This window comes from Paraburkholderia sp. 40 (assembly GCF_050434105.1).
GTDB lineage: Bacteria > Pseudomonadota > Gammaproteobacteria > Burkholderiales > Burkholderiaceae > Paraburkholderia > Paraburkholderia tuberum.
Genome location: NZ_JBNPVY010000002.1, coordinates 2,526,148 through 2,541,455 on the forward strand (window position 1 = coordinate 2,526,148; position 15,308 = coordinate 2,541,455).

Sequence of the window (15,308 nt, forward strand, 5' to 3'; positions counted from 1 at the left end):
CGTCCGGAACGGAAGGCGTGGGCGAGCGATACTGTTCGAGGCTCGCGGCCTCAACCTACGGTGGCGACATATGGCCTGACCATTTTGGCCGGGTCGACGACGCGGTCAAACGTCTGTTCGTCGACGAAACCGAGTTCCAGTGCGGCGGCCTTCAACGTCAGGTCATGCTCCGCCGCATGGTGAGCGATCGCTGAAGCGCGGTCGTAGCCGATTACCGGCACCAGCGCGGTGACCAGCATCAACGAGCGATCGACGTATTCCTTGATCTTTCTGAAGTTCGGCCTGGTGCCCTCGACCAGGAAGAGCCGGAAATTCGTGCAGCCGTCGGTCACGAGCGTAATCGACTGAGTCAGATTGAAGATCATCAGTGGCTTATAGACGTTCATCTCCAGAAATCCGCCGGCGCCGCCAAAGCCGACCGCCACGTCGTTCGCCATGACCTGCACGGCGAGCATCGTCAGCGCCTCCACCTGGGTGGGGTTGACCTTGCCCGGCATGATTGACGAGCCAGGCTCGTTCTCGGGGATCAGCAGTTCCGCGAATCCAGCGCGCGGGCCACACGACATCAGGCGAATATCGTTACCGATCTTGTAGAGCGACCCTGCGAGCGTACGGAACGTGCCGGAAAGCTGCACCAGCGCATCGTGGGCGCCTTGCACCGTGAACTTGTTCGGCGCGCTGACAAACGGCAGTCCCGTCAGCCTTGCAATTTCGGCGGCGGCTGCTTCTGCGAAGCCCGGTGCTGCATTGATCCCGGTTCCGACCGCGGTACCGCCCAGCGCGAGGCAATACACTCCCTCAAGCGCAGCATCGATGCGTTTGAGATTGTCTGCAAGCATGCCGGCATAGCCCGACCACTCCTGGCCGAGTGTGAGCGGTGTCGCATCCTGCATATGGGTACGGCCGATCTTGACGATGTCGTCCCATTCGTGAGCCTTGGCCGCGATCGCGCCATGCAATGCCGCGACGGCGGGAATCAGGAGTTGCGTCGTGTTGAGCGCGGCGGCAATGTACATCGCGGCAGGAAAGGAGTCGTTCGACGATTGCGACATGTTGACGTGATCGTTCGGGTGAACCGGCTTCTTGCTGCCGAGCGGTGTGCCCGCGAGCTGGCAACAGCGATTGGAGATCACCTCGTTGACGTTCATGTTGAACTGCGTACCGCTGCCCGTCATCCAAACGTGCAAAGGGAACATGTCGTGATGCTGGCCGGCCAGGATCTCGTCGCAGACCTGGGTAATCAGTTTATGTGCCTGGTCGTCGAGACGCTTTCCGGCGTGATTTGCGTTGGCCGCCGCCTTCTTGAGAAAGGCATAGGCGGTAATCATTTCCCGTGGCATCAGCTCGCGCCCGATGCTGAAATGCTCGATTGAACGCTGCGTCTGGGCGCCCCAAAGCCTGTCGGCCGGAACACTGACTTCTCCGAGGCTGTCGGCCTCCGTGCGAAAATTGTCCATCGTAAGTTATCCTTCATTTAAAGCGTGGCCATGCCGTTCATATGAAGCAATCCGGCAGACTACTGAACTTGAACTGCCAAGTGGCGCTACATCGGCTCCGTCACCAGTGGGCTCGCCTGATGCGAGACCGACGCACTCAAGCGGAGCGCAGCAGCGCGAGCAGTCGAACGAGGTCCGGGTCGGCAAGGTCGCCCTCCGGTTCCTTGCGCGCGAGCAGCAAGTCCATCAGGTCGTTGTCACTCAACTCGAGCAGGCACGTGAGAGCGCCCACGTCGGCGTCGCTGAGGTCATGCTCGTGTCGGCTGAAAAAACGCTCGAAAATCAGGTCGTTTTCCAGCAGGCCGCGCCGGGCGCGCCAGCGAAGTCGCGCGCGGCGCAGCGGGTCGGACTGGTGTGGGGTCTCGTTCATGTCAAACCTTTCGGCGCACCATCAGTTCCTTGATCTTGCCGATCGCCTTCGTCGGATTGAGGCCCTTTGGGCACACGTCGACGCAGTTCATGATCGTATGGCAACGGAACAGACGGTACGGGTCTTCCAGATTGTCGAGACGTTCGCCCGTCGCCTGGTCGCGGCTGTCGGCGATGAAGCGATAGGCTTGCAGCAGGCCTGCCGGACCGACGAACTTGTCCGGGTTCCACCAGAAGCTCGGGCACGACGTCGAGCAGCTCGCGCACAGGATGCATTCGTACAGGCCGTCGAGCTCGTCGCGTTCTTCTGGCGACTGCAGGCGCTCCTTCTCCGGCGGCGGCGTGTCGTTGATCAGATACGGCTTGATCGACTGATACTGGTTGAAGAAGTGCGTCATATCGACGATCAGGTCGCGAATGACGGGCAGCCCCGGCAGCGGACGCAGCACGATCTTCTGCGGCAGGTCGTTCATGTTCGTCAGGCACGCCAGACCGTTCTTGCCGTTGATGTTCATCGCGTCCGAACCGCACACGCCCTCGCGGCACGAGCGGCGGAACGCCAGCGTTTCATCGACAGCTTTCAGTTTGACGATCGCGTCGAGTAGCATGCGTTCGTGCGAGTTGATCTCGATCTCGTACGTTTGCATGCGCGGTGCTGCGTCCTTATCCGGGTCGTAGCGGAAGAGTTCGAAGGTACGTTTTGCCATGGTCGTTTCCTTTAAGTCCGGGAGTGTCGCCTAGAAGGTTCGTGGCTTCGGCGGAACCGTTGCGACGGTCAGCGGTTGCAATTGAACCGGCTTGTAGTCGAGGCGGTCGCCTTCGCTGAACCACAGCGTGTGGCGCAGCCAGTTTTCGTCGTCGCGCTGCGGGTACTCGCTCGGCGCATGCGCACCGCGGCTTTCCTTACGCGCTTCGGCCGACACCATCGTGGCGCGCGCCACTTCGATCATGTTGGCGAGTTCAAGCGCTTCGACGCGCGCGGTGTTGAACACCTTCGACTTGTCCTTCAGATGCACATGCTTCGCGCGCTCGACCAGTGTCTTGATCTGCTCGACACCTTCAGTCATCAGCTTCGAGGTGCGGAACACACCAGCGTGCTTCTGCATCGACGAGCGGATGTCGCCCGCGATCACTTGCGTGTATTCGCCCGACGACGACTTTTCCAGCTTGTCCAGACGCGACAGAGCGAAATCAGCGGCATCTGCCGGCAGCGGCTTGTGCTCCTTGATTTCCTTCACGTGCTTGACGATGTGGTTGCCGGCCGCGCGGCCGAACACCACGAGGTCGAGCAGCGAGTTCGTGCCCAGGCGGTTCGCGCCGTGCACCGACACGCACGAGCATTCGCCCACAGCGTAGAAGCCGTTGACCGGATCCTTGTAACCCTGCGACGTGCCGACCACCTGGCCATGAACGTTCGTAGGAATGCCGCCCATCTGATAGTGGATGGTCGGCACGACCGGGATCGGTTCCTTGATGCAGTCGACATTCGCGAACCGTTGTGCGATTTCGCGGATCGACGGCAGACGCTTCATGATCGTCTCGGCGCCGATGTGCGACAGGTCGAGCAGGATGTGATCCTTGTTCGGACCGACGCCACGCCCTTCAATGATCTCCTGCCCCATCGAACGCGACACGAAGTCGCGCGGCGCCAGGTCCTTCAGCGTCGGTGCGTAGCGCTCCATGAAGCGGTCACCGTCCGAGTTACGCAGAATGCCGCCTTCGCCGCGCACGCCTTCAGTGATCAGCACGCCCGCGCCGGCGACGCCGGTCGGGTGGAATTGCCAGAATTCCATGTCCTGCAGCGCGATGCCCGAACGCGCGGCCATGCCAAGGCCGTCACCGGTGTTGATGAACGCGTTGGTCGATGCCGCGAAGATCCGGCCCGCGCCGCCCGTGGCGAACAGCGTGGTCTTGCCTTCGAGGATGTAGACGTCGCCGGTTTCCATTTCCAGTGCGGTCACGCCGAGCACGTCGCCGTCGGCGTCGCGGATCAGATCGAGCGCCATCCATTCGACGAAGAATTGCGTCTTGGCAGCAACGTTCTGCTGGTACAGCGTATGCAGCAGCGCGTGACCGGTACGGTCAGCTGCCGCGCACGCGCGTTGCACCGGCTTTTCGCCGTGGTTCGCGGTGTGGCCGCCGAACGGGCGCTGATAGATCGTGCCGTCCGCATTGCGGTCGAACGGCATGCCCATGTGTTCCAGTTCGTAGACGGCGTTCGGTGCTTCGCGGCACATGAACTCGATCGCGTCCTGGTCGCCGAGCCAGTCGGAGCCCTTGATCGTGTCGTAGAAGTGCCATTCCCAGTTGTCTTCGCTCATGTTGCCGAGCGACGCGCCGATGCCGCCTTGCGCGGCGACCGTATGCGAACGCGTCGGGAACACCTTCGACAGCACGCAGACCGACAGACCCGCGCGTGCGAGCTGCAGCGAAGCGCGCATCCCCGAGCCGCCCGCGCCGACGATGACCACGTCAAACTTGCGACGCGGCAGAGAATTCCTGATTGCAGCCATTCTTTACACTCCCCAGAGAATCTGTGCGGCGAAAGCCGCGCACGCGACCAGCCAGACGATCGACAACACTTGAAGGGTAAGCCGCACGCCGACCGGCTTCACGTAGTCCATCCAGATGTCACGTATCCCTATCCACGCGTGATAGAACAGCGACAACAGCGTGACGAACGTGGCGAGCTTCATCCATTGCGTCGCGAAGATCGACGCCCAGCCTTCATACGAGAAGTCCTGCGCGCCGAAGAACCACACGAGCAGGATGACGGTGTAGACCGCCATGATGACCGCGGTGACGCGCTGCGCGAGCCAGTCGCGCAGACCGTAATGAGCGCCGACGACGAGACGCTTCGGCCCGATTTGGTTATGGGTTGCCATGTTTAGAAAGCTCCGAACAGTTTGAGCGCGAAAGCAATCGTCAGGACAGACGAGACGACCACCACGACGACCGCCGTCTGCTTGCCACCTTGCTTCGAGACCGCGCTGTGGCTCGTGTCCATCCGCAGATAGCGGATGCCGGCGCAGAAGTGGAGGAGGAAAGCCCACGCCAGCACGAGCGTGATGACCTTCACGATCACGTTGGAAAGGACACCCTTGAAGACTTCGAAACTGAGTTCGGAAGTCAGGCTCCGATCAAACAGGTAAAGCAGGAACGGAAGGGACACGAAAAGCAGCGCGCCGCTCACGCGATGCAGGATCGACACGCGCCCCGCCAGCGGGAGACGGTATGCCGTCAGTATTTGACCGATACCGATATTCCGGAATTCCGGTCTCGGCTTGTTTACGGCTTCGTCCATGGGGACCTCCAGTTGTAGTTGCACCAACCCGCAATGCAGCGGACGTATTCGAGTGAAGCCGGTCGTGACGGGCCCATCTTGCGCTACGGCATCCATGGATGCCGTTTAACTACCAAACGACCGAACAGATAGATGGAGTAGCGCGGACACCGTCACATAAACCGTCAATGCATGATCTGCGTACGGCTAAGCCAACTGATAGGAGGGTTGGTAAACTTTCCCGTCGATGAAGGCGTCGAGATCATCGGGCAGTGGTACGCCCGCAAGTCCCTGGTCAAAAATGAACCTTGCGACCTCGCGCGCGACTACCAACGAGGTTTGGAAAATGCGCGATTGCGGTGGGTAGATCAGTCCCGCGTCCAGATCGTCCTGCGTGACCTGGGCGGCGAGCGCGCGGGCGGCGGTAATGAGCATCTGGTCGGTCACGCGTCGGGCCTCTGTGGCGTAGATGGCCATGCCAAGCGCCGGAAAGATGTAGACGTTGTTGCCCTGTCCGGGGACGAAGGTCCGCCCGTTGTACTGCACTGGCGCGAACGGGCTGCCGCTGGCGAACACGGCACGCCCTTCAGACCAGGTGTAGGCTTCCTCCGCAGTGCATTCCGAACGTGAGGTCGGGTTGGAGTAAGGGAAAATGATCGGGCGTTCGTTGATGCGTGCCATCGCCTCGATCACGGGTTGGCTGAACGCTTTGGCCGCCGTGCTTACACCGATAATGGCCGTTGGGCGCAGTGTTTCGATTGCGGTGACGAAGTCGCCGATCGGCTCATGGTCGTGAGCAAATGGCATCTGGAACTCGGCCAGATCGGTGCGCCCGGCATGGATCAACCCCGTCTTGTCGTAGAGCCAGCATGCGCCGAAGGCGTCCTCCTGTGACACGCCGGCTTCCATCATGGCCTTGGCCAGCAGGCTGGCAATCCCGCTTCCTGCAGTTCCGCCGCCAAGGAACAGAAAGCGCTGGTTCGCAAGCGTTCCGCCTGTTACGCGCAGCGCAGCCAGAATGCCGGCAAGTGCGACCCCCGCGGTACCCTGGATGTCGTCGTTGAAGCAGCAAACGCGATCGCGATAACGCGTCAGGATCGGTTCAGCATGGGTAAACGCAAAGTCCTCGAACTGGATGCAGGCACGCGGGAATACTTCCTGAACCGCCATGACAAATTCTTCGATGAACTCGTCGTACCCGGCGCCAGTGAGCCGGCGCTGACGCAGCCCAAGATAGAGCCCATCTGCCAGCAGACTTTCGTTGTTGGTTCCCACGTCAAGAGTAATCGGCAGCGTGACCTGAGGAGGCACGCCAGCGCAACTGGTGTACAACGCCAGCTTGCCGATAGGGATTCCCATGCCATTCACGCCGAGATCCCCCAGGCCCAGAATGCGTTCGCCGTCAGTAACGACGATGAAGCGCACATCCTTTTCTGGCCAGTTGCGCAGGATCTCCTTGAGCTGACCTTTGCGACTAATGGGCAAATACATGCCACGCGGGCGGCGGAGGATGTGGCCGAAGTTCTCACAGGCCTCACCGACGGTCGGCGTATAGACCAATGGAATAAAGCGCGCTGGATCCGACATCAATACCCGGTAATACAGCGTCTCGTTGGTGTCGAGCAGTGATGAGAGATAGATGTAGCGTTCAATATCGCTGGTCTTCAATTCGATCTGCTTCAGGACTCGCTGAATCTGCGCATCCTCGGTTTCAACCTTTTCGGGTAACAGGCCAATCAGCCCCAACTGTTCGCGCTCGGCGGAGTTGAAAGCGGTGGATTTATTGGCATGCGGATTGTGCAGCAGCGCTGCACCTCGCAGATTCTCGACCGTGCGACCGGCAGATAGATTGGTAGAAGCTTGCGGCAAAAGAGAGGTCATGATGTTAGTCCTTTGGAGTCCAGACGAAGGTGCCTTGAGAATGGTTCCACTACGGTAGTCTGAGCCATGATGCTTGCCTGTAGCCGACTGACGTTGATGACAGTATGTCGCAGTGCAGGCTAGCGTCCAATATATTGAAAGTGGTTATTTCGATATGGTTTAGTGAATAAGACGCTGTCAACCTCAGGCCACGATTCGGTTCAAACAAGGTGCGGGACGGTTCCTGCTCAGGCGCCTCGCAACCTCCAGGAAATCGCGAACGACTTTAGAAAACTCGGTGGACCGATACGCAATGACGATTTGCGCCTTGGGCTGAGCTCCCTGGATCGCACGGTAGGTCACCCCGGTCGCCAACAGCTGGCGGATCGAGTGGGGGACGATCGAGACGCCGAAGCCCGCTGCAACCATGCTGACGGCGGATGCGACCTGGGTGGACTCCTGCCCAAGCAGCGGGCTGAAGCCGGCGCGTTGGCACGCGGATATCACTTCGTCATACAGAACGGGCGCAATTTCCCGGGGGAACATGATCAACGTCTCCTCGGCAATCGAGCGCAGGCTGATGCTTGCAGACGCGGTCAACCGGTGTTGCGGTGGCAGTACCAGCAGCATCTCTTCATCGAAGAGCGCCTCGATCTTCACGCGTTCCGAGTCCTGCGAAGTTTGGCGAATGATCGCCAGGTCAATGCGTTCGGCCAGCAAATCGTCAATCAACGCCGCGACATTGCTCTCGGATGGCGACAGTCTGACATCAGGGTGCAATTCACGATATGCGCGAACGATTTCGGGAATAACGGGATGAAAGACGACTGAGCTTGCGAAGCCGACGCGGATATGACCGGTTTGTCCACGGGCTGCGCTCTGTACGCGGCTTATCGCCTGCTCGACCTGATCGAGGATGCGCCTTGCGTCCTCGTAGAGGACGCGGCCGGCATCCGTCAGTTCGACGCCGCGCGTCAGGCGCCGGAACAACTGTGCGCCGATTTCACGCTCCAGCTTGCGTATCTGTTGACTTAGCGGGGGCTGCGCCATCCCAAGCCGCTCCGCGGCGCGAGTGAAATGCCGTTCTTCGGCAACGACCACGAAATACTTGAGGTAACGAAATTCCATATCCGATCCGATCTGACGGAGCTGACGTTCTCGCTTTCTTTCGGGCTCGACGGAGTAGCTTAATGCTTGACCGGGACAACCTTGCCCCGGAAAAGGTAGTACTGATACAGGTTGTAGCCGATCATGACCGGGAACAGCATTCCAATGCCGAAGAGCATGAACGTCAACGTCGTACTGTCCGAGGCTGCGGACGCAACCGTCAGTTGACCCGGAACTACGTAGGGGAACAAGCTGATAGCCAGACCTGCGAACGACACGATGAACAGGATTGTCGAACCCACGAACGGGCCATGTTCTCCGCGCATGAAAACCGAATACAGAACATACACGGACGCCAGCGCCGCCAGAATGGCGAGAGCAATCAACACATGCAATACGCCATGATCCTGCCAGCGGGTGATGCCGATTGGGCTCACCTTCAACGTGCCGAGCGAAACTGCGATTGCCGCGATGACGGTCGTGAAGAGGGTGATCACCGAATACCCACGCGCCGCGCTTGCGATCGCGCCAGTGGTCTTCTTCACGAGCCATGTCGCACCGAGCAGGCAGTAACCCGATACAACACCGATTGCGGTCACCGCGATCAAGCCGAGGCTCGCGCCGCCGGGGGTGAACCCGGTAATGATCCTCCCAAGGATGATGCCTTGCGCGACTGCGGCGAGCAGGCTACCAATACCAAACACTCGGTCCCAGGCTACCTTGCTGGTATGCGCTGCATGCCGGAACTCGATTGCCGCGCCCCGCATGATGAGGCTTGCGATAAGCATCATCACGGGAACATAAAGATCCGAGAGAATCATTGCATAAGCGGGGGGGAAGGCGCCGAACAGCGCACCCCCTAACACTACCAACCAGGTCTCGTTGGCATCCCATACGTGGCCAATGGACTGAATCATGAGGTCCCGGTCGTTGGCCCGACGCCGGAACAGGGTAAGCACGCCGACACCGAGATCGAAACCGTCGGTCACGACATAGAGCACGAGCATCAGGCCAATAAGACCAAACCACGCATGGCTCAGAAGGTTCTGAGTTGATGAGGGATTCATTTTGCTTGCCTATAGGTTTAAGACTGTGCGGTAAGGGTGCATGCTATGGCTAGTAGTCGATGGCACGCGAACCGACGGTGCGGATCGGCTCAGCCGGCGGCGGCATCAGCGTCAGATCCGGGCCGTTCTTCAACCAGCGACGTGCGAAGATGAAAAACGAAACGATCAGGATCACATAGAAGGTTGCGAACATCACCATGCTGCCGGTGATCGCCGTCGGCGAGATGGCCGAGGCTGCGTGCTGCGTGCGCATGAGCCCATATACAACCCACGGTTGACGACCCACTTCGCGGACAATCCAACCGCATTCCACCGCGATGTACGGCAGCGGAATGGCCAACACCCAGGCGAGGAGCAGCTTGCGCTGTGCGACAAGTGCGTCCACGCGACCGCGCGCTCGACCGATTGCGTAGATGGTCCAGAAGGCGAGCACCATGAACAGGAAGCCGATACCGGCCATCGCCCGGAATGCGTAGTAGAGCAGCGGGATCATCGGCGGCTGGTCGGCGACCGGAATGTCCCTTAGTCCCTTCACCTGACCGTGAAGACTGTGGGTACCGAGGATGCTGAGCATGCCGGGAATCTCGAGCGACCAGTCATTGGCCTGCCTGGCAGCGTCAGGCCATGCAATCAGCGACCAGCTTGCACCAGTGCCCGGTGCGTTTGTTCGCCAGTGGCCTTCGATCGCCGCACCCTTGGCTGGCTGGGTTGCGAAGACGTCGCCGCCGCTGGAGTCCCCCAGCCAGATCTGTACGGGAGCGACGAAGCAAAGCATCAGCAGCGCGAGCTTGAACGAGCGGACGAAAAACTCCGGATGGCGGCGCTTGAGCAGATAGTAGGCCGAGATGCCGGCGACCACGACCAGACCGGTTTCCAGCGCGGCGAACCACATATGGGAAACACCCCAGGGCATATCGGGGTTGAAGATCGCTTTTACGTAGTCGGTCACCACGAGTTTGCCATCCACCACAGCGACGCCCGCCGGTGTTTGCAGCCACGAATTCGCGACCATGATCCAGAACGCGGAAATCGATGAGCCCAGCGCGACCATCGCGGTGGCGAACAGGTGCACCCCCTTGGGAACACGCCCCCAGCCGAGCATCATGATGCCGATAAAACCGGCCTCAAGCATGAAGGCCATCGCGCCCTCAAAGCCCAGGATATTGCCGAAGAACTGCCCGGTGTACTGCGAAAACGGTCCCCAGTTGGTGCCGAACTGAAACTCCATTGGGATACCACTTACAACGCCGACAGCGAAATTGAGGATCAGGAGCTTGCTCCAGAAGCGCGCGTGACGGTACCAGAGCACATCGCTCGTCCTGATCCACAGGATTTCAACAACGAGCAAAAACGCGGAGAGGCTGATCGTCAGGATTGGCCAGAGTATGTGGAAAATTGCGGTCATCGCAAACTGGCCGCGCGCCAGACTTAAAGCTTCGACAGACATTTCATTTACCAGATGGTTGACGATGAGGCACGCCCGGCAAGGGCGCGTCTCAACTGGTAGAAGAAGAACGCTTTATTAAATTTCAGCGTCCAAATGCAATGCCCACACGAAGATCACCGAAGGAGTGACCCGCATGATCCTGGGAATGCCCGATGCGAACAGGCGCGAAGTCAGGATCATTCCGGCCATCGCTGACTCCTGATAGGGCTGAAGATCCGCTGTATTCACCGTTCATTTCGGTGAAGCACTTCCCACAGCAGACGGCAGTAATATTTGGCCAATAGTTCACGCGCTTCTGGACGTCTTCCTTCATCTCGCCGCATTCATCGCAGCGATCCAGGACACTGACCTGCAGCGGTCGGGAGCGCCACCGTTCGAGCGCGTTCATGTCAGCAGCCCTCGCGTCGATCTGCGACGCCGACGGCGATGATGTTCGCGGCCATCTTCCGCAGTTCTGCCGACGTTGGATCATCTCGGCGCAGCTCGAGTAAATCTCTTGCGTTCGTGCTCATCGTGGCCCTCACTGGATACAGATGTGGCTAAGGTCAACAGTCCGGCGATACACGTTCTTGTTCAGCCAGGGGACGAACGTGTACTCGTCGTACGCGTTGCTACCGATATGAATCCAGTTATGCAGAACGTTTGACATGGCGCCCCTCGAATAAAATCGCAAAGTCCATGGAATCAAGATAGATGGACGACCCAAAGAAAACCATTCTACGAACGGTCGCTGCGATCCTCCGTTGGCATAGCGCACTCATACGTTTGGATACCTCATGGCATCCAGGAAGTGAGTTTCGAGTGGGTGCGCGGGACGGTTCCTGCTCAGGCGCCTCGCGACCTCCAGGAAATCGCGAACGACTTTAGAAAACTCGGTGGACCGATACGCAATGACGATTTGCGCCTTGGGCTGAGCTCCCTGGATCGCACGGTAGGTCACCCCGGTCGCCAACAGCTGGCGGATCGAGTGGGGGACGATCGAGACGCCGAAGCCCGCTGCAACCATGCTGACGGCGGATGCGACCTGGGTGGACTCCTGCCCAAGCAGCGGGCTGAAGCCGGCGCGTTGGCACGCGGATATCACTTCGTCATACAGAACGGGCGCAATTTCCCGGGGGAACATGATCAACGTCTCCTCGGCAATCGAGCGCAGGCTGATGCTTGCAGACGCGGTCAACCGGTGTTGCGGTGGCAGTACCAGCAGCATCTCTTCATCGAAGAGCGCCTCGATCTTCACGCGTTCCGAGTCCTGCGAAGTTTGGCGAATGATCGCCAGGTCAATGCGTTCGGCCAGCAAATCGTCAATCAACGCCGCGACATTGCTCTCGGATGGCGACAGTCTGACATCAGGGTGCAATTCACGATATGCGCGAACGATTTCGGGAATAACGGGATGAAAGACGACTGAGCTTGCGAAGCCGACGCGGATATGACCGGTTTGTCCACGGGCTGCGCTCTGTACGCGGCTTATCGCCTGCTCGACCTGATCGAGGATGCGCCTTGCGTCCTCGTAGAGGACGCGGCCGGCATCCGTCAGTTCGACGCCGCGCGTCAGGCGCCGGAACAACTGTGCGCCGATTTCACGCTCCAGCTTGCGTATCTGTTGGCTTAGCGGGGGCTGCGCCATCCCAAGCCGCTCCGCGGCGCGAGTGAAATGCCGTTCTTCGGCAACGACCACGAAATACTTGAGGTAGCGAAATTCCATATTTATCTCGTCTTAAAGAAGACTGCTTTCTGTATTAGACGCATGCATTGCTGCGCACCATACTGTGGTCATGCCAACACCTTTGCAGGAAACTGGAGTTATGGAAACCACAGTCGCGTGTTCTTGTGCCCATGAGATTTCAAAATCATTGGCATATCTAAGAGAAAAGGAAGCTGATCTCGAACTGAGCGAGATTTATCAAACCTCGTTGATGAGTGCGCTCATCGACGGCGTGTATGACGGAAGCGTGACGATCGCGGAATTGCTCGAACACGGCGACTTCGGTCTCGGCACGTTCAATGACCTCGATGGGGAGCTCGTCGCGTTCGACAGCGAAGTTCACCAGTTGCGTGAGGATGGAAGCGCGCGTGTCGCAGCGATGGACCAGAAGACGCCGTTCGCGGTGATGACGCACTTTCGCCCTACGATCAGTGGGGAACTCATGACCGCGCTTGACAAGCTCGAAGTGCAGGACATTATCGACAAACTGGTCGGGTCGCCGAATCTTTTTTGCGCTTTTCGTATCGACGGCCGTTTCGAGCGCGTCGAGACGCGCACGGTGCCACGCCAGACCAAACCATACCGGCCCATGCTTCAGGCAATCGAGCGGCAGCCGGTCTTCAAGTTTGAAGAAACAGCGGGCACGCTGATCGGATTTCGTTGCCCCCCGTACGTGCAGGGCATCAACGTGGCGGGCTTTCACGTCCACTACATCACCGACGATCGACGCGGCGGCGGCCATGTCCTCGACTATCGCCTGCTCGAAGGCAAGCTCGAGATCGCGAAGATCTCGAAGCTGCGCATCGATCTTCCGCAGACCGAGAGCTTTCAGCAAGCCACGTTGCACTCGGAGGAAATGAGCAAGGCAATCGAGGCAGCTGAAGGTTGAATGACCGGCTGATGAATCAGCCGGTCGACACAGGCGTTGCTTCATGAACTGTTGAAAATTACTGGAGTTGAACATGTTGAAGAGTGAAAGCGACGTCGAAACGTCGTGGAAATGTGGCGCTGATCTGGTGGTCCGCAACCTCGAAACACAAGGCGTGAAGCATGTGTTTGGCATTCCGGGCGCCAAGGTCGATCGTGTGTTCGATTCATTGGTCGACTCGTCGATCGAGACTGTGGTGGTCCGGCACGAGGCGAATGCGGCCTTTATGGCGGCGGCCGTGGGCCGGCTGACGGGCAAGGCGGGCGTTGCGCTCGTTACCTCTGGCCCAGGCGTCTCGAATCTCACCACGGGTCTTGCGACAGCGAATTCGGAAGGCGACGCGATGGTGGCGATCGGTGGCGCGGTGCCGCTTGACGACCGACTCAAGCAGGTCCACCAGACGATGGATACCGTGAGCCTGTTCAAGCCGATTACGAAGTTCAGCGCGGAAGTCGTCACGTCATCAACCATTTCGGAGGTGCTGTGCAATGCGTTTCGGGCTGCCGAGCGTCCCCGTCCTGGTGCAGCATTCGTCAGCCTGCCGATGGACCTCGTCAACGCCCCGGCCACAGGCGATGCATTGACCGATCTTCTTTCTCCCGAACTGGGGCCCGCAGCGGCGGACAGCATCCGCGCGGCTGCCGAACTGCTCGGGGAGGCGCGAAACCCCGTCCTGCTGCTCGGCATGCTCGCCAGCACCCCGGAGAATGCAGCGGCGGTCCGCAGTTTTATCGAGAAAACGGGCGTGGCCGTCGTTGGCACCTTTCAGGCAGCGGGGGCCCTGGGCTCGCCGCAATTCGCGAATTTCGCCGGACGCGTCGGTCTGTGGAACAACCAGCCCGGCGATCGGTTGCTCGATCAGGCCGATGTCGTAGTGACGGTCGGTTACAACCCCGTTGAATACGAGCCGCCCAAGTGGAACAAGAATGCGCGGCGCACGCTGATTCACATCGATGTGGTGCCGGCCGATGTCGATCGATACTATCGGCCCGCCGTAGAACTCGTCGGTAGCATTGCGAAGACGCTCGACGTGCTTGCCCCGGAAGCGGGTACCTTGAGCCGCTCGCCGGAAACAAACGCCATTCTCGTAACACATACCAGTGCGCGCCTGGCGTTGGCCAAGTGGTCCGCGGCATTGGGAGGCTCGCCGGTCCACCCGTTGCGCATCGTCCATGAATTGCAGAACGTCGTAGGCGACGATACGACGATGTGTGTCGATATGGGCAGCTTCCACATCTGGATTGCGCGGTACCTGCACAGTTTCCGTGCGCGGCAGCTGCTGATTACGAATGGTCAGCAGACGATGGGCGTGGCGCTGCCGTGGGCGATCGCGGCATCGCTCGTACGTCCGGGCGAAAAGGTCATCTCGGTGTCGGGCGACGGGAGCTTCATGCAGTCCAGCATGGAACTGGAGACCGCCGTGCGCCTCAAAGCCAACCTCGTCCATGTGATCTGGGTCGATAACATGTACAACATGGTCGGGATTCAGGAGGTCCAGAAGTACAAGCGGCGTTCGGGCGTCGAATTTGGGCCGATCGACTTCAAGGCCTACGCGCAATCGTTCGGAGCGGCGGGTTTTGCCGTTGAGTCGGCTGACGAACTGCGCTCGACCTTGCACAAGGCGATGTCTGTCGATGGCCCGGCCGTCGTTGCGATCCCGGTCGATTACTCGGACAACCCGAAGCTGATGGAGCCGTTGAGGTCGGACTATCTGATCTGAGCAACAGGTCAGAGCACCTCGACGCGGAGTTCGGCGCGGTCCGGATGTCAAGTTGTCTGCTCCGGGCCGAACAACGTCAACAGGATCGCTACGTTCGAATGCCTTGTCGCTGGTTCAATGTCCATATTCCGATCTGGTCGTCCGTTGTAGTCCATTCGCCGGGCGTTGGCATCACGGGAAGTTTTCAGCGCCCCGGCGTTACAGGAGGTTTCAGACGTCGGGGATTTGATTTCAAGTAAAACAGAACGCCCTGACGACGCGTCGGAGAGCTTCGCCATGCTTACCGGTTGTCGGGGACGATGCGAGCAGTATCTGGCGATCTGGGA

General features: G+C 59.5%; 15 protein-coding genes. 2 read left to right on the top strand and 13 right to left on the bottom strand.

What is annotated here, in order from left to right; all coding sequences use genetic code 11:
• Positions 1-50 precede the first annotated feature (50 nt).
• From fumC to OKW28_RS13030, 13 genes are all read right to left on the bottom strand, one after another.
• Positions 51-1,457, bottom strand: coding sequence for a class II fumarate hydratase (gene fumC / locus OKW28_RS12970; protein ID WP_429446031.1), 1,407 nt, complete (start codon positions 1,455-1,457; stop codon positions 51-53).
• Between the two features lie 136 nt (positions 1,458-1,593).
• Positions 1,594-1,866 carry a succinate dehydrogenase assembly factor 2 gene (locus OKW28_RS12975; RefSeq protein ID WP_429446033.1) on the bottom strand — a complete coding sequence of 91 codons (273 nt, stop codon included), beginning with the start codon at positions 1,864-1,866 and terminating at the stop codon, positions 1,594-1,596.
• A gap of 1 nt (position 1,867) precedes the next feature.
• Complete coding sequence (locus OKW28_RS12980) at positions 1,868-2,572, bottom strand: succinate dehydrogenase iron-sulfur subunit (protein ID WP_429446036.1); 705 nt, start codon at positions 2,570-2,572, stop codon at positions 1,868-1,870.
• Between the two features lie 30 nt (positions 2,573-2,602).
• On the bottom strand, positions 2,603-4,378 hold the full coding sequence (sdhA, locus tag OKW28_RS12985) for a succinate dehydrogenase flavoprotein subunit (RefSeq protein WP_429446038.1): 1,776 nt from the start codon (positions 4,376-4,378) through the stop codon (positions 2,603-2,605).
• Between the two features lie 3 nt (positions 4,379-4,381).
• Complete coding sequence (gene sdhD, locus OKW28_RS12990) at positions 4,382-4,750, bottom strand: succinate dehydrogenase, hydrophobic membrane anchor protein (RefSeq protein WP_429446040.1); 369 nt, start codon at positions 4,748-4,750, stop codon at positions 4,382-4,384.
• Between the two features lie 2 nt (positions 4,751-4,752).
• Positions 4,753-5,169, bottom strand: coding sequence for a succinate dehydrogenase, cytochrome b556 subunit (gene sdhC, locus OKW28_RS12995; protein ID WP_429446945.1), 417 nt, complete (start codon positions 5,167-5,169; stop codon positions 4,753-4,755).
• A 186-nt stretch (positions 5,170-5,355) separates the two neighbouring features.
• The gene (locus OKW28_RS13000) at positions 5,356-7,029 is read right to left on the bottom strand and encodes an NAD-dependent malic enzyme (RefSeq protein WP_429446043.1); all 1,674 of its coding nucleotides are present in this window, start codon (positions 7,027-7,029) and stop codon (positions 5,356-5,358) included.
• A gap of 183 nt (positions 7,030-7,212) precedes the next feature.
• Positions 7,213-8,136, bottom strand: a complete 924-nt coding sequence (locus OKW28_RS13005) for a LysR family transcriptional regulator (RefSeq protein ID WP_429446046.1) — start codon at positions 8,134-8,136, stop codon at positions 7,213-7,215.
• 59 nt (positions 8,137-8,195) lie between these two features.
• Positions 8,196-9,182 (bottom strand): cytochrome d ubiquinol oxidase subunit II, encoded by a 987-nt coding sequence (locus OKW28_RS13010; RefSeq protein ID WP_429446049.1) that lies wholly within the window; start codon positions 9,180-9,182, stop codon positions 8,196-8,198.
• Positions 9,183-9,231: 49 nt separating this feature from the next.
• On the bottom strand, positions 9,232-10,629 hold the full coding sequence (locus OKW28_RS13015; protein ID WP_429446052.1) for a cytochrome ubiquinol oxidase subunit I: 1,398 nt from the start codon (positions 10,627-10,629) through the stop codon (positions 9,232-9,234).
• Between the two features lie 82 nt (positions 10,630-10,711).
• Positions 10,712-11,017 (bottom strand): hypothetical protein, encoded by a 306-nt coding sequence (locus tag OKW28_RS13020; protein WP_429446054.1) that lies wholly within the window; start codon positions 11,015-11,017, stop codon positions 10,712-10,714.
• Between the two features lie 132 nt (positions 11,018-11,149).
• Positions 11,150-11,278: a hypothetical protein gene (locus OKW28_RS13025; protein WP_429290830.1), complete on the bottom strand. Its 129-nt coding sequence runs from the start codon at positions 11,276-11,278 to the stop codon at positions 11,150-11,152.
• Between the two features lie 108 nt (positions 11,279-11,386).
• The gene (locus OKW28_RS13030) at positions 11,387-12,334 is read right to left on the bottom strand and encodes a LysR family transcriptional regulator (RefSeq protein WP_429446057.1); all 948 of its coding nucleotides are present in this window, start codon (positions 12,332-12,334) and stop codon (positions 11,387-11,389) included.
• Between the two features lie 100 nt (positions 12,335-12,434).
• Here OKW28_RS13030 and budA point away from each other — a divergent pair, with 100 nt between their 5' ends.
• Both budA and alsS read left to right on the top strand, forming a co-directional pair.
• Positions 12,435-13,223 carry an acetolactate decarboxylase gene (gene budA / locus OKW28_RS13035; RefSeq protein WP_429446060.1) on the top strand — a complete coding sequence of 263 codons (789 nt, stop codon included), beginning with the start codon at positions 12,435-12,437 and terminating at the stop codon, positions 13,221-13,223.
• 73 nt (positions 13,224-13,296) lie between these two features.
• Complete coding sequence (gene alsS / locus OKW28_RS13040) at positions 13,297-14,982, top strand: acetolactate synthase AlsS (protein WP_429446063.1); 1,686 nt, start codon at positions 13,297-13,299, stop codon at positions 14,980-14,982.
• Positions 14,983-15,308: the final 326 nt, after the last annotated feature.